Source organism: Polaribacter sp. SA4-10 (genome assembly GCF_002163835.1).
Lineage (GTDB): Bacteria > Bacteroidota > Bacteroidia > Flavobacteriales > Flavobacteriaceae > Polaribacter.
The window spans coordinates 2,469,888-2,486,900 of record NZ_CP019331.1 but is presented as its reverse complement, the minus strand read 5'-3'; the positions used below and the strand labels follow the sequence as shown (position 1 = coordinate 2,486,900).

General features: G+C 30.0%; 12 protein-coding genes. 7 read left to right on the top strand and 5 right to left on the bottom strand.

The annotated features are described in order from the left end of the window. Positions 1-41: 41 nt before the first annotated feature. From BTO04_RS10840 to BTO04_RS10820, 5 genes are all read right to left on the bottom strand, one after another. Positions 42-2,963 (bottom strand): TonB-dependent receptor, encoded by a 2,922-nt coding sequence (locus BTO04_RS10840; RefSeq protein ID WP_087564512.1) that lies wholly within the window; start codon positions 2,961-2,963, stop codon positions 42-44. 238 nt (positions 2,964-3,201) lie between these two features. Next, on the bottom strand, positions 3,202-5,916 hold the full coding sequence (locus BTO04_RS10835; protein WP_087564511.1) for a TonB-dependent receptor: 2,715 nt from the start codon (positions 5,914-5,916) through the stop codon (positions 3,202-3,204). A gap of 157 nt (positions 5,917-6,073) precedes the next feature. Next, positions 6,074-9,010, bottom strand: coding sequence for a TonB-dependent receptor (locus BTO04_RS10830; RefSeq protein WP_087564510.1), 2,937 nt, complete (start codon positions 9,008-9,010; stop codon positions 6,074-6,076). Between the two features lie 20 nt (positions 9,011-9,030). Continuing rightward, a complete protein-coding gene (locus tag BTO04_RS10825; RefSeq protein WP_087564509.1) occupies positions 9,031-10,020 on the bottom strand; it encodes a FecR family protein in 990 nt (329 codons plus the stop codon). A 68-nt stretch (positions 10,021-10,088) separates the two neighbouring features. After that, positions 10,089-10,652 (bottom strand): RNA polymerase sigma factor, encoded by a 564-nt coding sequence (locus tag BTO04_RS10820; RefSeq protein ID WP_087564508.1) that lies wholly within the window; start codon positions 10,650-10,652, stop codon positions 10,089-10,091. Positions 10,653-10,791: 139 nt separating this feature from the next. Here BTO04_RS10820 and BTO04_RS10815 point away from each other — a divergent pair, with 139 nt between their 5' ends. The 7 genes from BTO04_RS10815 to BTO04_RS10785 all read left to right on the top strand — a co-directional run bounded on the left by BTO04_RS10815 (position 10,792) and on the right by BTO04_RS10785 (position 17,009). Next, entirely contained in the window at positions 10,792-11,781 is a 990-nt protein-coding gene (locus BTO04_RS10815; protein WP_087564507.1) for a MoxR family ATPase, read from the top strand. A 118-nt stretch (positions 11,782-11,899) separates the two neighbouring features. Beyond that, positions 11,900-12,769 (top strand): DUF58 domain-containing protein, encoded by an 870-nt coding sequence (locus BTO04_RS10810; RefSeq protein WP_087564506.1) that lies wholly within the window; start codon positions 11,900-11,902, stop codon positions 12,767-12,769. Positions 12,770-12,856: 87 nt separating this feature from the next. Then, on the top strand, positions 12,857-13,708 hold the full coding sequence (locus tag BTO04_RS10805) for a BatD family protein (protein WP_232455890.1): 852 nt from the start codon (positions 12,857-12,859) through the stop codon (positions 13,706-13,708). Next, a complete protein-coding gene (locus tag BTO04_RS10800; protein ID WP_087564504.1) occupies positions 13,695-14,702 on the top strand; it encodes a VWA domain-containing protein in 1,008 nt (335 codons plus the stop codon). Before BTO04_RS10805 ends, BTO04_RS10800 begins: the two co-directional genes overlap by 14 nt. Before the next feature lie 55 nt (positions 14,703-14,757). Further along, positions 14,758-15,120 (top strand): four helix bundle protein, encoded by a 363-nt coding sequence (locus tag BTO04_RS10795; RefSeq protein WP_087564503.1) that lies wholly within the window; start codon positions 14,758-14,760, stop codon positions 15,118-15,120. A gap of 28 nt (positions 15,121-15,148) precedes the next feature. Continuing rightward, positions 15,149-16,195, top strand: coding sequence for a VWA domain-containing protein (locus BTO04_RS10790; RefSeq protein ID WP_198342057.1), 1,047 nt, complete (start codon positions 15,149-15,151; stop codon positions 16,193-16,195). 1 nt (position 16,196) lies between these two features. Beyond that, positions 16,197-17,009, top strand: a complete 813-nt coding sequence (locus BTO04_RS10785; RefSeq protein ID WP_087565395.1) for a tetratricopeptide repeat protein — start codon at positions 16,197-16,199, stop codon at positions 17,007-17,009. The last annotated feature ends 4 nt before the right edge of the window (positions 17,010-17,013 follow it).

Below are 17,013 nucleotides of genomic sequence, written 5' to 3'. Positions count from 1 at the left end.
AAGCGGCTTAAAGCCGCTTTTTCTAAAAAAAATAAATTAATTTACTTTAGAGTAAAACTTACTCTTGCGAATAAGAAACGACCACCAACACCAAATTGTTGAGATCTTCTAGACCAATCAAAACGACCACCACTACGGTTCGCTTCGATAGCTCTGTCTGGAGATACATCTAATAAATTGTTAGCTCCTATTGTAAACGTTAAATCTTCTGTAGCTTTGTAACCAAGAGATAAATCTGTAACAATTTTAGATGCAAAAACTTGTTGATTTGCAGGAGTGTTAGTTGCTTCAGATACTTTACCAAAATACACATTTCTTAAGAAAACATTAAATTTCCCAGAAGTTAGACTATTGGTTAAGTTCATTTTAGTTCTTGGTACTGCTTCTTCTAAAAATATTCTACTAGTTTCAGGAAAATAAGTATCTACTAAACCTGCATCTTTTAAGATTTGAGAAGAGTTAATATCTCCTACTTGTCTTGTTTGAGAAAGCGTTCCTGATAAATCAGTCTTTAATCTTGTATTTGTTCCTAAAGTTGCTTTGTGTGAAACTACAAAATCAATTCCTTTAGACTGCGTATCTATTGCATTTGCAAAGAAAGATGCTGCAGAAGCGTTTGCTTGAATTAACAATAAATCTAGTTCAGATCCTGTACCTGGTCCTTTAAATTGACCTGTATACACAACTCTATCAGCAATATTTACTATATAACCGTCTACAGTAAAGGTTAAGTTAGATTCTGGTAATTTTGCTGTAAAACCAGCACTAAAACTATTAGACGTTTCTTCTTTTAATTGAGGAATTCCTAATAATTGTGCAGCTTTACTATCATTTGCAAACGTCCCTACTTCTACAGGAACTCCGTCTTGAAAAATAGTAGACGTAGAGTTAAAGTTTAATTGGTGTAAAGAAGGAGCTCTAAAACCAGTATTAAAAGAAGCTCTTATTCTAAAATTATCTGAAGCTTTATAAATAGAAGCTAATTTAAAGTTTAAAGTAGAACCAAAGTCTGAATAGTTTTCATAACGTGTTGCGAAAGTAGTTGAGAATACTTCAGAAAACTTAGCGTCTAAATCTACATAAGCAGCAACACTACTACGTGCTCTATCTAATTCATTTTTTGGTCCAAATCCTGGAAATACTTGAGAACCTCCTGGTCTAGAATTTCCGAAAAAGTCTTTTAATGGTGTAGTACCTTCAATACCTGTAAATGGTAAACCATCTGCTTGGTATTGTGTGTAAGAAGATTCCTCACCAGAAATAATTTGATAGTTTTCTATTCTGTGTTCCCCACCAAAAGCAACACCAAAACCTTCAAAAGTATCTTCGTAAAATTTAGACAAATCTAAATTGGTAGTATTTTGCATAAAAGAGAATCCACCAGCATCAAAAGTTGTTGGAGATGCATTTCCTTGAGAAGCGTTATACGTATTACCAATAACAAAATCGAACGCATTTTTACCATACGTGTTAGAAAAATCTACATTCCACTCACCAATTTTTCCTTTAATACCAACTGCTAAAGATTGATCTGAAATCGTTGAATTAATTTCTGGTAAAAAACCATTATTGTATGCAGGTGTAAACGTTCTACTTTGACTTGGTAATCTGTAAAAACCAGCAGAGTTACCGTTTCTTGAACTCATTCCTGAAAAAGAATATAGTTCCGTTCCATTGTCATCTAAAGGTAATTTAAAGTTGGCAAAAAATCTACCTCCTCTTACTTTAGATTGTCCAACTCTCATGTTATAGTCTGTTCTTTTCTGACCTCTTGCTGCTAATTCAGAAGTAGTTGCATCTACCCCTAATATAGATTGTAATTCAGAAAAACCGTCTCCTGCAGTTGTAGGATAACCTGCCGAATTTGCAAAACCTTTTAAATTGTCTATAATCGGTAAACCGTTTATTCCTGACAATGTAGCACCATCTACTCCATTGGCTAATGATAAGAATTCAGAAGAATACCCAGCATTACTGGCATTTGCTAATCTCTCAACAGCATTATATCCGTTAAAAATACCACCTTCCCATTCTTTCATTCTGTTGTACGCTTCACGCACATCAAAATCTCCTGAGAATGTAATAAAACCACCATTTTCACCTAAAGGTAAACCGTAGCTTGCGCTAACGTTTGTAGTTTCACCATCAGAACCACCAGTTTGACTATTTGAGTTTTCACTAAAATGAGCCCCTGTAGTTACTGCGATAGACAATTCATTTACAGTTTCATTTAAAACGATGTTTATAACTCCTGCAATTGCATCAGAACCATATTGTGCTGCTGCACCATCTCTTAATACTTCTAATCTTTTAATTGCTGCAGCTGGTATTGCATTTAAATCAGTACCAACAGAACCTCTACCAAAAGTACCATTAACATTAATTAAAGAAGATGTATGTCTTCTTTTACCGTTAATTAATACTAAAACCTGGTCTGGACCTAAACCTCTTAAAGACGCAGGATCTACGTGATCTGTACCATCTGAAATAGTTTGTGTATTTGATGTAAATGAGGGTGCTACAAAGTTTAAAATTTGATTTAAATTAACCTGTGGTGATGATAATGCTAACTCTTTAATATCAACAATATCAATCGGTACAGGAGAGTCTATAACTGATCTGTTTGGGTTTCGAGACCCGATTACAACAATTTCTTCTAAAGTATTGTCTTCTTTAACAACAATTGTTAAATAAGCGTTATTAGTTACTTTTATCGTTTTTGTTTTAAACCCCATAGAGGAAACATTTAAATAGGCTGGTAAACCTTTTACTGAAAGCGTAAATTCTCCATCATCGTCTGTAGTTGTTCCATTAGAAGTTCCATTTTCTATAACATTCATATAAGGCAACCCTGCGCCAGATGAATCTGTTACTTTACCTTTTACTGTTTGTGCCATTACCCCTAGAGGCAGCATAAACATAAAAGCAATTGTACATAGTTTTAATAAGTAGCTTTGTTTCATGAAATAATTTTTTAGTTAATAAATAAATTTAATTAAGTCTTTACTTTAAATTAAAAAAAAGTAGCAACATTTTTATTATAAGACAAAAAAAGGAAAAGGATACTCTTTAATGTTGAATTAAAAACATCCAGTACACTTTAATAATCTTATACTTAAAAGTAAAGATAAATAAAAAATGCTGTCAATCTCACAAAAGTGAGAAAGACAGCATTTTATATTCAAATAATAATTCTTAAAACTAGAACTGGTAGTTTAAAGATAAATTAAACATGGTTCCTAATTGACTAAAGTGAGAACCATCATAAGTCATTTGAGAATAACGACCATTAAATGTAATAGCATTAGACTCATTTTCAAGTTGAGTTAATCCTGAACCACCATTTGCAATTGAAATTACACTTGTATCATCAATGATTGCTTGTCCTGCAGCAGTATCTGCTTTAAACGCCCATTCTGGTAATACGTTTAATAAATTATTTACATTTAAAGCAATCGATAATTTATCAGATGCTTGAAAGTTTATTGCCAAATCAGTAACGATTTTAGGTGTAAACTCTGTTCTTAATCCATCGTTCATGAATTTCTGTCTAAAAGTAGTTTTACCGAAGTACGTATTGTTTAAAGCCAATCCCCATTTATTGATTTCATAGTTAGCTCCTAAGATCCACTTCGTTTTTGGTCTAGAAGTAAACATTAATGCTAAATTAGATCTGTCAAGTACTGGATATGTATTAACAGAGCCATCGTCTTCAGTAACAGCAATCGTTGGTACATCTTCTGTTCTTTTGTTAGCAATTGTATAATTCCCAGAAAGATTTAAATCTAATTTACCTTCTCCTAATTGAATATTTGAAAAACTAGAAACAAAATCAATACCAGAGGTAGTAGTATCAAAACCATTGATAAAAAATTGATTTTTACCAATTTGGTTTGTATAAATTACTCTGTCCTCAACATCAATTTTATAATAATCAACCGTGAAGTTTATATTATTAGTTACTTTACCACCAAAACCAAATGTTATGTTTGTTGATTTTTCTGGAGTCAATTTAGGAATTCCTAATTCTCTTGCCTTAGGAGATACATTATTTACTAAACCTACAACATCAATTCCTCCACCATCAGCAAAAGAGTATTGAGATTTTTCAGTATAAATTTGGTGTAAACTTGGTGCTCTAAATCCAGAAGAAACAGAACCTCTCATTGTATAATTATCAGATAATTTGTAACGAGAACTAAATTTATATACAAAAGTATTTCCAAAATCAGAATAATTTTCACCACGCACTGTACCACTTAATAAGAAAGCATCAGATACATCATAATCTAAACTAAAGTAACCACCTAAATTATATCTGTTAAAGATTCCTGAATTTACAGGGTCATTTCCTGAAAACGAATCTGAACCACCACCTTCATAAGAAGATGCTTTTCCAGCAATTATTTCGAAATTTTCATTTCTAAACTCTGCTCCCATACCAATACTAACTTTGTCCGAAAGAAGTCTAGATACATCTAAATTACCTACTAAATGTTTAAAAGAGGTTCCTCCTGGATCAAAACTTGTTGGACTAAGTGCCTGATAACCTTCACTCGAATTATGAGAGTTGTTTACTTTATATGTTTGCTCATTTCCACCAAAAGTAATACTAGAATCTACATTCCAATCATTTACTTTTCTTTTAATTCCTAATGTAGCATTATAATCATTTAATACACCTTCAAAAGTTGGTACATACCCATCAAAACCACCTCTTTCATCTGAAGGAAATAAATCTTGTAAATAAGCTGAATCGCCAGTTGCTATTTTCCAATAAGGAGTTCTATAATTAGCGTAACTATTTACTTTTTTAAATACATACGCTGCATTAAAATATAGTGTAGACTCTTCGGATAAGTCATAAGCTCCATTAATTAAGAATTTAGTAGCTACAGTTTCAGGAGAACCGTTAATATTTCCTGCATCTGGTCTACGAGATAAAAATTCTTGAACATCTGCTAAAGGTGCATCAAAACCTGTTCCACTAAAAGCCTCTCCTTTAGCACTTACTGTTCCTGGTCTGTTAGCTAAACCTACTTTAGAAAAATCAACTGTATAGTTAATAAATCCTTTATCGTCACCAATAGAAGATCCGTTATTTATACTAATACCAAACATTTCTCCATCTCCTTCAGAAGTAACGCCTGATCTTAATGTTGCAGAACCTCTGTTTACATCGTCTTTTAAAATAATGTTTATTACACCTGCAATGGCATCAGAACCATATTGTGCAGATGCACCGTCTCTTAATACTTGTATACTTTTAATAGCATCTACAGGTATTGCAGAAATATCAGTTCCTGTTTCACCACGTCCTGGAGAATCTTGTGTATATAATAAGGCACTAACGTTTTTACGTTTTCCATTAATTAATACTAATGTTCTACTTGGTCCCATATTTCTAATTTCATACGGGTCTAATAAAGAAGTTGCATCATTTACAGGAGTTTGTACTGTATTAAATGAAGGAATTCTAAATTGTAATGCCTTATCAAAAGTAGTTTGACCTGTAGACATTAACTCTTTAATACCAACAACATCTATTGGTAATGGACTATCTACATTACTTCTAGGTGCAGTTCTTGAACCAGTAACAATAATTTCATCTAAAGCATTGTCTTCATTAACAACAATTGTTAAATAAGAAGGCTGAATTACTTTTATGCTTTTTGTAGCAAAACCCATAGAAGAGACTACTAAAGTTGTAGGTAAACTCTTAACATTAATGGAAAACTCACCATTATCATCTGTAGTAGATCCATTTGAAGTTCCTTTTTCTATAACATTCATATAAGGCAATCCTGCGCCAGATGAATCTGTTACTTTACCTTTTATAGTTTGTGCCATCATACCTAGAGGTAGCATAAACATAAAAGCAATTGTACAAAATTTTAATAAATAGCTTTGTTTCATAAATAAATTATTAATTAATAAATGTGTTTAATAGGTTCTTACTTTACAAAAAAGAAGGTACCGATTTGTTATATAAGACAGAAAAAGAAATTGTATACTCTTAAAAATTTGCTTTTTTTTCAAAAAAAACAATAAAAACCAATTAAGTGTTTATTAATTATAGTTTTAAATTCAATTTTGTGTAGTAAAATGAGCCATTTGTTCCCATTTGTGTAGCATCCCATAACCCACCACTATCCGTAAAATTATTTTGTTTAGTTGGGTAAATGTTAAACAAGTTATTGGCTCCCAATTGTAGATTAATTATTTTATTTAATTGATAACTAAAATGAATATCTGTTGTTATTTTTGGTTGATAAATATCTGTAGCTGCTTCTAATCTTTCTACCTCTGAATTATTGAAGTTTGATATCTCTTCGCTTATTTGCCAATCAATTAACTTTACGCTGCTAAATCTTGTAAAATTTAATGCTGTTTTTAACTTTTTATATTCATAGTTCATTCCTAAACTAAACTTACTTTTTGGAGCAGATGCTAATAAAAATTGTCGATCTCTTTCTCCAAAAAAAGTTTCTTTATCTAGCTCTTTATTATTAATATTTGTAATACTCATGTAATTTACATTCCCAGAAAGGTCGATAGATATTTTACTGTTTTCCGTTTTTTTCTTCCAATTTAAAACCAAATCTACTCCTGTAGTTTCCGTATTTACACCATTTGCAAAGAATTGAACATTGTCTATGCCTAAGCCTAAAATTGAAGCATCAAAATTACCGCTTAAAATAATTCTGTCTTTAATAGATACATAATACCCGTCTATTGCTAAATTAAACATCGCACCTAATTTTGCTGTAAACCCTAAACTAGCATTTATAGCTTTTTCTTCCTTTAAGTTATCAATATTAAATCTTCTTGCAATGGAGCTATTATTTGCTATTAAAAAAGATTCTGTTGGTGTATTTCCTATGAAATTTGTGAAGGTTAAATTGTAATAACTCTGTGCCAAAGAAGGTGCTCTAAAACCGGTGCTAAAAGAGCTTCTTAGGTTCAATTTTTTGGTAATTCTATATCTAGAAGCTAGTTTATAATTTAATGTGCTTCCAAAATCACTATAATATTCAAAACGTAAAGCAGCGCCAATCATAAACTTTTTAGAAAAATCTACTTCTGTATCTACATAAATGCCAAAATTAGACCTACTTCTATCTACTTCATTTTCTGTAGAATACCCTGGAAAACCCTGAGAACCTCCTGGTCTAATTTTTCCATTATAAATTGTATAATCTGAAATTGGAGTTTGTGAATCTACTACAGCTCCACTACTATCATAGGAACCGTATGAAGCTTCTTCACCAGAAAATATTTTGTATTTATCTAATCTGTGTTCTAAGCCTAAAGCGATATTAAACCCATAAGATGTTGCTAAAAAGTATTTAGAAAAATCTATACTCGTTGTATTTTGTATTAATTGATGTCCGCCTGCGTCAAACTCTGTTGGAGAGTTTTCTTCAAGCGTAGCATTCAGTGTATTTTTAATAAAATAATGAAAGTTATTTCTTCCAAATGTATTGTTTAAATCTACATTCCATTCTTTCAAATTAGTAATCATTCCTACAGATAATGAATTGTCTAAAATATTGGAAGTTATTAATGGATTAAATCCTACAGGATAAATTTCAAGCACGTTTCTTTCACTTTCTGGTCTTCTCGTAAATGCATAAGCTTCTGGTTTTTTATAATTAAAACCACCATTTGCATACAGTTTTATATTTCTATAAATAGGTATTTCAGTATTAAAAAATAGACTCACATTTTTTATTGCCGCTTGTCCAAAATTTTCTCTTGTAGCTGTTCCATTTCTAAAAGTATTGTCTGATGATAATGCTTCTGTAGAAAAATTTACAAACCCTCCTTTAGCTATTTTTACTCCGTAATTTAATGCAATTTTGTAGGTAGTTCCATCCACTTTATTTGGAAAAAAATTATTAGTATTCGCATTATGAAACCCTAAAGTAGTTGTAACATTTAATTGATTATCTGCATCTTTTAAAACAATATTTAAAACACCCGCTATTGCATCAGAGCCATATTGAGCAGAAGCACCGTCTCTTAATAATTCTATTCTTTTTATAGCAGATATGGGAATTGCATTTAAATCTGTACCAGAATTACCTCTTCCTCTTGTTCCATATAAATTTATTAAAGATGCTTGATGTCTTCTTTTGCCGTTAATTAAAACTAATGTTTGGTCTGGACCTAAACCTCTTATTGTTGCAGGGTCTATATGATCTGCTCCATCTGATCCAGATTGTTTTGTTGCGTTAAATGAAGGGATTTCATATTGTAAAAATTGATTAACCTCTACCTGACTACTTTTTGTTGCTGTTTTTTCTATATCTATAAAATCTATAGCTACAGGTGTATCATTTGCAACTCTATTTTTATTTCTTGAACCAACAACTTGTACTTCATCTAACTCTTGACCAGATAATAAAGTTATTGTATTAAATATATTTGGAAAAAGTTGAATAGTTTTAGAATTATGACCTAAAAAACTAACAGTGACTAAACTATTTTGTTTAATTTCAAGTTCAAATGTTCCATCTCTATTTGTTGTTACTCCTATTAATGATTCTTTTTCTTGTAATGTAGCTCCACTAAGAGGCTCGTTATCTGAACTTAAAACAATTCCTTTAACAATTATTTTATTTCTATTAAAAGTACTATCAACAACAATACTCGTAGAGAAAACTGATTCTTCTTTTGAATGAATTCTTCTCTTATTAGATTCTTTTTCAGCGTAAATAACATAGTAATTATTACCTAAGTCATCAAATAGAAATGGTGTTAATTTTTCTAATAATGAAATAGATTCTATTAAAGATAAGTTTACAAAACCTTCTTCTTGTATAAATTTATTTGAAAGTAAATTAGCATTATAAGTAAAGAAAATTTCATGCTCGTTACTAATTTTGTCTAGTAAAACAGCTAAAGGAATTATCTTTTTTTTATGCTCTTGAGCAATTGTTATTTGAAAACTAAAGAGGACAAAAAGAAGTAGTAAAAATTTTATGAATACTAATTTTTTGTCCATTTATTAATTTAAAATTACACCTATTTTTCACTTATAATTAAACTATTATTTTTTTTAATAATAGTTACATCAACTGATTTTTCAATCGCTTTTAAACAGATGTCAATATTTGTAATAGGAACAGCTCCTGTAATTAAAGTATTTTTACTTTTATCATCTTTAAAAACAATAGAATAACCATACGATTCTTCTATTTTTTCCATAGCTTTTTCCAAAGATAGGTTTTCAAAAAGTAAAGAACCATCTTTCCAAGAAGTTTTTACAATAGGATTAAAGATGTTTTTGTCTTCTAAAATTTCATTTTTCTTTGATGAATAAGAGATATAGTTACCAGGAATCATTTTTTTATTCTCCCCATTTTTAAGTGATAACCAGATACTTCCTTCTTCTAAGAATACGTCTGTTTTTTTCTTTTTTGTATTTACATTAAAAGAGGTGCCATACACTTCTACAGACAAATCATCTGTTATAACCCAAAACTTAGCATTGGTAGTTTCCTTTTTATCAACCTGAAAAAATGCTTCACCAGATAACCAGACTCTTCTACTTTCGTTTTTATAATAAGATAAACTAGAATTAGAGTTTAATGTAACATCACTACCATCTTGTAATTTAATATTCAAGATTTCCCCAAAATTGGTTTTGTGTGTAACTTTTGTATTTTTGTTAATGAAATAAAACCCAACTGATATTAATAATAAAATAGATGCTGCTGCACTTATTTGTCTTAAAAACCTAACTTTTCTTTTTGGTACTGCTTTATTTGCCTGAATTCTAGATTCTAATTTCCCCCATTCAAAAGCAACTTTCTCTTTACTAACAAATTTTTTATCAAAAGAGATTCCTAAAACTAAATCTTTAGCTTTATTTACTACTTCTTTTTTGTCGGGATTGTTTGCAATCCAAAACTCCCAAAAATTTATGTCTGTACCAGTATTCTGTAATGCCCAATTTTTAAAAGATTCATCTTCTAAAAAGTCATTAATGGTATTATATTTTTTCTTAATCATACTAAATATATCAGTGTACTTGTGTAAGAATATTTTTCTTTTTTATACTCTTAATTTTATGTTAAAGCTTAATTAAATAATTTAATAATAGCAACTTCTTCTTTTAAACTCTTTATAGCCTTGTGAAGTGTGTTTACCACACTTTGGTAATTTATACCCATAATTTCTGAAATCTCGGTAGCTTTTAAGCCACTATAATATTTTAAATAAATAGCTTCTTTTTGTCTTTTTGGTAACTTATTTAATAACTCTGAAAGATTTTTATCCTTAAACCTCTCTGTTTCTTGGTTTGTTAATAATTCTTCTGGTGTAAATTTAAGGTCTACTATAGTTTCATCAGCATAATCTATATATTTTAGTTTTGCGTTTTTTTTCATCACCTTTAATAAAAAACGTCTATACGATGTAAAAAGATAAGGAGCAATGATATCTAAATCACTTAGGTTTTCTCTATGCTCATAAATATATAAGAAAAAATCCTGCAAAGTATCTTCTGTAATTGCAGCATCCTTTGAAATCTTTAACCCATAACCATGCAATTTTGGATAAAAACTTTCAAAAAGCACAGAAAATGCATTTAAGTCTCCTTCTTTTAATGATTTCCAAATAAACTTATCTGTAAATTTTTCCATATAAAATTTTAGAGGTGAAATAATTTATAAAAATAGTGAAAAAATACCAAATCATCTTTAACCAAAATTTAACAAGATTAAAATTGTTAATATTGTAGTTTTGTTTTTCGAAAAATATAACACATAATATAATATTACAATGGATGTAGATGTAAGAGCTATTAATGAGAAAATTGAAAGAGAGAGTGCCTTTATAGACATTCTTACTCTAGAAATGAATAAAGTAATTGTTGGGCAAAAACAAATGATAGAAAGTTTGTTAATTGGGTTGATTGGAAATGGTCATATTCTATTAGAAGGAGTTCCTGGTTTAGCAAAAACACTAGCAATTAACACATTATCTAAAGCGGTACAAGCAACTTTTAGTAGAGTTCAATTTACGCCAGATTTATTACCTGCAGATGTTGTTGGTACCATGATTTACAACATGAAGGAAAATGACTTCATGATTAAAAAAGGTCCGATTTTTGCAAACTTTGTGTTAGCCGATGAGATTAACAGAGCACCTGCAAAAGTGCAATCTGCTTTATTAGAGGCAATGCAAGAGCGCCAAATTACTATTGGAGACACTACTTTTAAATTAGATGAACCTTTCTTAGTAATGGCAACTCAAAACCCGGTAGAACAAGAAGGGACATATCCTTTACCGGAAGCACAAGTAGATCGTTTTATGCTAAAAGTAGTTATTGATTATCCAAAATTACAAGACGAACAGATTATTATGCGTCAGAATCTTTCTGGCAGTTTTGCAACTGTAAATCCTGTAGTTTCTGTTGCAGAAATTTTAAGAGCAAGAGAAGTTGCTAATGAAGTTTATATGGATGAAAAAATTGAGAAATATATTCTTGATATCATCTTTGCAACTCGTTATCCAGAGAAATATAATTTGCCACAATTAAAAGATTTAATCAGTTTTGGAGCATCACCTCGTGGAAGTATTAACCTTGCAAAAGCTGCAAAATGTTATGCCTTTATCAAAAGAAGAGGTTATGTAATTCCAGAAGACGTTAGAGCCGTTGTTTTTGATGTTTTACGTCATAGAATTGGTATTACATATGAAGCTGAAGCTGAAAATGTAACTTCTGTAGACATCATCAATTTAATTATCAACGAAGTTGAAGTACCATAAAACGTGTAATTGTTGAAACGTTTAATTGTGTAATTGTTAGTAATATTATGCTACAATTCTCAATCAAATAATTACACCAACGCACGCTTACACATTTAAACAATTACACGCTTACACATTGGAAACTAAAGAAATACTTAAAAAAGTTCGTAAAATAGAAATTAAGACAAAGCGTTTGTCTAATGATATTTTTGGAGGTGAATATCATTCATCATTCAAAGGACGAGGTATGACTTTTTCTGAAGTAAGACAATACCAATTTGGTGATGATGTAAGAGCCATTGATTGGAATGTTACCGCCCGTTATAACGAACCTTATATAAAGGTTTTTGAAGAAGAACGTGAATTAACAATGATGCTTTTGGTAGATGTTTCTGGTTCAGAATTATTTGGCACATCCACGCAATTTAAAAAAGATACCGTTACAGAAATTGCTGCAACATTGGCTTTTTCTGCAACTCAAAACAACGATAAAGTTGGTTTAATTTTATTTTCTGATGATGTAGAACTTTTTATTCCTCCTAAAAAAGGAAAAAGTCACGTTTTAAGAATTATTAGAGAGTTAATAGAGTTTAAGCCAAAGAGTAAAAAAACCAATATTGCTGCTGCTCTAAAATTTTTATCTAGTGTGATGAAAAAAAGAGCAATTGTTTTTATGTTGTCTGATTTTATGGATGATGATTATGAGAAAACTTTAAAAATTGCCGCTAAAAAACACGATTTAACAGGAATTAGAGTCTATGATAAACATGATGAAGAAATTCCTAATCTAGGAATGGTACCCATGTTAGATTCTGAAACAGGCAATGTTCAGTTGATAAATACAGGATCAAAATCTGTAAGAATAAGCTATAAAGCAAATGCTTTACGTTTAACAGGTTATTATATAAACATGTTTAAAAGAAGTGGCGCAGGAACTGTCAACACAAGAGTTGATGAAAACTATGTAAAAAAATTATTAGGTTATTTTAAACACAAAGGAAGATAGTAACTCCCTTACTTTTTACAAATGAAAAAACAGTTATTCTACATATTAATTTTGATTTCTACCCTAAATTTTGCTCAGCAAAAACAAATGGTTAACGTAGAAATTGACACTACAAACATTAGAATTGGAGAGCAATTCAATTTAAAAATCTCTGTAAATGAAACTCAGAATGTAATAATCCCTAAACTACAATTGGCAGGTTTAGAGGTCGTAGATTCTACAAAGGTAGATACTATTAAAAATTACCTTATCAAAAAATATGTTTTAACAGGTTTTGATAGTGGTTCTTTTTACATTCCGCAACAACAAATCTTTGTAAAAAATCAAGCTTTTTTAACAGATTCCATATTAGTTAATGTTGCTACAATTGCTGTAGACACTACTAAAGTGAAAAAATTCCCTATAAAATCTATTAAAAGTGAACCTTATGTTTTTGATGATTTTAAAATCTATATTTATCTACTTATAGCTGCATTAGTAATTATTGGTTTTTGGATTTACTGGTTTGTTATTAGAAAACGAAAAGAGGAAGAAGAAGCACCAACCTACAAAACGTTGCCTCCTTATGATGAAGCCATTTATCGATTAAATGAATTGGATGAAAAATTACTGTGGCAAAATAATAAGATAAAAGAATACTATAGTGAGTTAACAGAAATTGTACGTGGTTATATAGAACGTGAACTGCATGTTCCTGCTTTAGAAAAAACTACAGATGAAATTATTGAAATGCTTTTAGATTTTAAAGATGCCGAAACAATAGAAACATCAAAAGAAACTATTAAAAAGCTTAAAGACTTATTACAGGAAGCAGATTTAGTGAAATTTGCAAAATCAAAGCCTTTTGCTTTAGAAATTGAAGAAGACAGAAAAGATGCTGAAGATATTGTTAGCAGTCTAAAACCAAAACCAATTATTGAAGATGATGAATTGGAATAATATTGAATTTAATAATCCAGAATTTTTATGGCTGCTACTAATAATCCCTTTATTAGCAATCTGGTATTTTTTTATGCGTAAAAAAGACGCTGCAGTTTTAACAATGCCAAGCATTAAAGGTTTTAAAGCAACAACTTCTATTTTACCAAAATTAAAACCACTCTTATATGTAGTAAGAATATTAGCTTTAGCTGCTATTATAATTGCTTTAGCTAGACCTAGAAATGTTGCTGTAAGTAAAAAAACAAAAACAAACAGAGGTATAGATATTGTTATGGCAATAGATGTTTCTGCAAGTATGTTGGCAAGAGATTTAAAACCTAACAGATTAGAAGCATTAAAAAAAGTAGCGGTAGATTTTATAGATAGAAGACCAAATGATAGAATAGGTATTGTAGTTTATGCTGGAGAAAGTTTTACGCAAACACCAATTACTAGTGATAAAGGCATAGTAAAACGGACAATTTCTGAACTTAAATGGGGACAATTAGAAGGCGGAACTGCAATAGGAATGGGCTTAGGCTCTGCAGTAAATAGATTAAAAGAAAGTACCGCAAAAAGTAAAGTTATTATTCTTTTAACTGATGGTGTAAATAATTCTGGAAATATAGATCCTAGAACTGCAACTGAATTAGCTAAAGAATTAGGAATTAAAACCTATACAATTGGAATTGGGACAAATGGAATGGCAGATTTTCCTTGGAGTAGAGATCCTAGAACTGGTAAATTACAATTTAGAAAACAACAGGTAGAAATTGATGAAGAATTGTTGAAATTTATTGCTACAGAAACAGAAGGAAAATATTTTAGAGCAACAGATAACACCAAGTTAAAAGCAATTTATGATGAAATTGACAAACTTGAAAAAACAAAAATAGAAGAGTTCAAATATTATAATTATCAAGAAAAATACAGACTATTTGTGTTTTTCGGATTAGGATTATTAGTACTAGAATTTATTTTAAGAAACACACTATTTAAGAGTTTTATATAAATTAATGTGTAATTGGTTAATTGTTGAATAGTGTAAATGTTAAAAGTGTAATTATATGTATGTTTTTTCATTTGAAAAATTAGAAGTTTGGAAAGAAGCAGTTAAGCTTTCTAAAGACATTTATAAGATTACTTCTTCTTTTCCCGCGGATGAAAAATTTGGGTTAGTAAGTCAGATTAGACGAGCTACAAATTCAATTGCTGCAAATTTAGCAGAAGGAACATCTAGAATTACAAATAAAGACAAAGCACATTTTACAACAATTGCATTTAGCACAACAATGGAAGTCTTAAATCATATAATAGTATCAAAAGAATTAGAATTTATTTCTGAAGTAGAATATCTAAAATTGAGAGAGAGAATCTATAAAATATCAAATATGTTGAATGCTTTGAGAAAAGCACAGTTAAACAAATAAACAATTACACGATTACACACTCTAACAAATGTACAAAATAGAAGAACCAATATATTTTTACTTATTTGCAATAATCCCAGCAATAATTGTCATTTTCTTGTTGGTTTTATGGTGGAAAAAAAGAACCCAACGTAAATTTTCTAACTCCCTTTTATTAGAAAGATTAGCGCCAAACGCATCACCCTTTAAATCCATTTTAAAATTAATAATACTGCTTTTAGGAATCTCATTTTTAATAATTTCATTGGTGAATCCTAAAATGGGAACCAAATTAAAAACCATAAAAAGAGAAGGTGTAGATGTTGTTTTTGCTTTAGATGTTTCTAAAAGTATGTTGGCAGAAGATATTGCGCCAAATAGGTTAGAAAAAGCGAAACAAATTATTTCTAAAATAATAGATAAACTAGGTAGTGATAGAGTTGGTATTATTATTTATGCAGGAAATTCGTATCCATTATTACCAATAACAACAGATCATGCAGCTGCCAATATGTTTTTGCAAAACGCAAATCCAGATATGGTTTCTAGCCAAGGAACAGATATTAATGGTGCATTAGAATTAGCAAAAACCTATTATAATAATGATGACCAAACTAACCGGTTTTTAATCATTATTTCAGATGGTGAAGATCACCAAGAAGACACTAAACAAGTTGCTCAGAACTTAACAAACGAAGGCGTTAAAATCTATACAATTGGTGTTGGATTAGAAAAAGGAGGCCCAATTCCTATGCGTTTAAATGGCGCTATGATTGGTTATAAAAAAGATAACAAAGGAGAAACTGTTATTACCAAACGCATGCCAGAAATTTTACAAGGAATTGCAGATATAGGTGAAGGAAAATATATAGATGGGAATTTTACAGACAACCCTGTAAATAGCATTGCAGAAATTATTGCAAATGCAGAGAAAAATGAGTTTGAAACAAAACAATTTTCCGATTATAAAGATCAATTTCAATGGTTTTTAGCCATTGGTTTATTCTTTTTAATTATGGATGTATTCTTATTTGAAAAGAAAACAAAATGGTTAAGAAAAGTTGATTTGTTTAATGAAGAAAAAGCCAAGAAATAAAATGAAAAAATTAAAATACCTATTAATTATTTTTTTGATGCTATTCTCATCCGCAGAAATAGTAGCTCAAAAAGATTCTATTGCTTTGCAACGTAAGGCTAGAAAATTAGTTAGAGATGGAAATCAATTATACCAACAAAAACGTTTTACAGATGCTTCTGTTGCTTATAAAAAGGCCTTAGGAAATGATACAAATTACGAAAAAGCAAACTATAATTTAGGAAATGCTTTGTATGAAACCCAAAACTTTAAAGAAGCTGTTCCTCAATATGAATTAACTGCAAAAACAGCAACAGATAAGTTTACAAAAGCAGAAGCCTATCATAATATTGGTAATGCAAATATGGAATCTAAACAATATCAACCTGCTGTAGATGCATATAAAAATGCATTAAGAAACAATCCTACAGATGATGAAACTCGTTATAACTTAGCCGTTGCCCAACAATTATTAGAAAAAGAGAAACAAGATAATAAAGACGACAAAAATAAAGACAAGGATAAAAAAGACGATAAGGACAATAAAGATAAAGACGATAAAAATAAAGAAAACAAAGACGAAGGAGATAAGGATAAAAAAGACGATAAAGATAAAGACGGAAAAGGAGACAAGGATAAAGAAAAAAACAAAGATCCTAACAAAGATTCTAAAGAGAAAGAGAAGCAAAAGCAAAAACCTAAGCAAAGTAAAATGACTCCTCAGCAAATTAAGCAGTTGCTAGAAAGCTTAAGTAATGAAGAGAAAAAGACACAAAAGAAAATGAATGCTAAAAAAGCAAGAGGGAAAAAAGTAAAACAAGAAAAAGATTGGTAGAAGT

Bases quoted from the DNA above. Each gene is read 5' to 3' on its own strand.
- BTO04_RS10840 (WP_087564512.1), bottom strand. From the start codon at position 2,963: ATGAAACAAAGCTACTTATTAAAACTATGTACAATTGCTTTTATGTTT.
- BTO04_RS10835 (WP_087564511.1), bottom strand. From the start codon at position 5,916: ATGAAACAAAGCTATTTATTAAAATTTTGTACAATTGCTTTTATGTTT.
- BTO04_RS10830 (WP_087564510.1), bottom strand. From the start codon at position 9,010: ATGGACAAAAAATTAGTATTCATAAAATTTTTACTACTTCTTTTTGTC.
- BTO04_RS10825 (WP_087564509.1), bottom strand. From the start codon at position 10,020: ATGATTAAGAAAAAATATAATACCATTAATGACTTTTTAGAAGATGAA.
- BTO04_RS10820 (WP_087564508.1), bottom strand. From the start codon at position 10,652: ATGGAAAAATTTACAGATAAGTTTATTTGGAAATCATTAAAAGAAGGA.
- BTO04_RS10815 (WP_087564507.1), top strand. From the start codon at position 10,792: ATGGATGTAGATGTAAGAGCTATTAATGAGAAAATTGAAAGAGAGAGT.
- BTO04_RS10805 (WP_232455890.1), top strand. From the start codon at position 12,857: ATGGTTAACGTAGAAATTGACACTACAAACATTAGAATTGGAGAGCAA.
- BTO04_RS10800 (WP_087564504.1), top strand. From the start codon at position 13,695: ATGAATTGGAATAATATTGAATTTAATAATCCAGAATTTTTATGGCTG.
- BTO04_RS10795 (WP_087564503.1), top strand. From the start codon at position 14,758: ATGTATGTTTTTTCATTTGAAAAATTAGAAGTTTGGAAAGAAGCAGTT.
- BTO04_RS10790 (WP_198342057.1), top strand. From the start codon at position 15,149: ATGTACAAAATAGAAGAACCAATATATTTTTACTTATTTGCAATAATC.
- BTO04_RS10785 (WP_087565395.1), top strand. From the start codon at position 16,197: ATGAAAAAATTAAAATACCTATTAATTATTTTTTTGATGCTATTCTCA.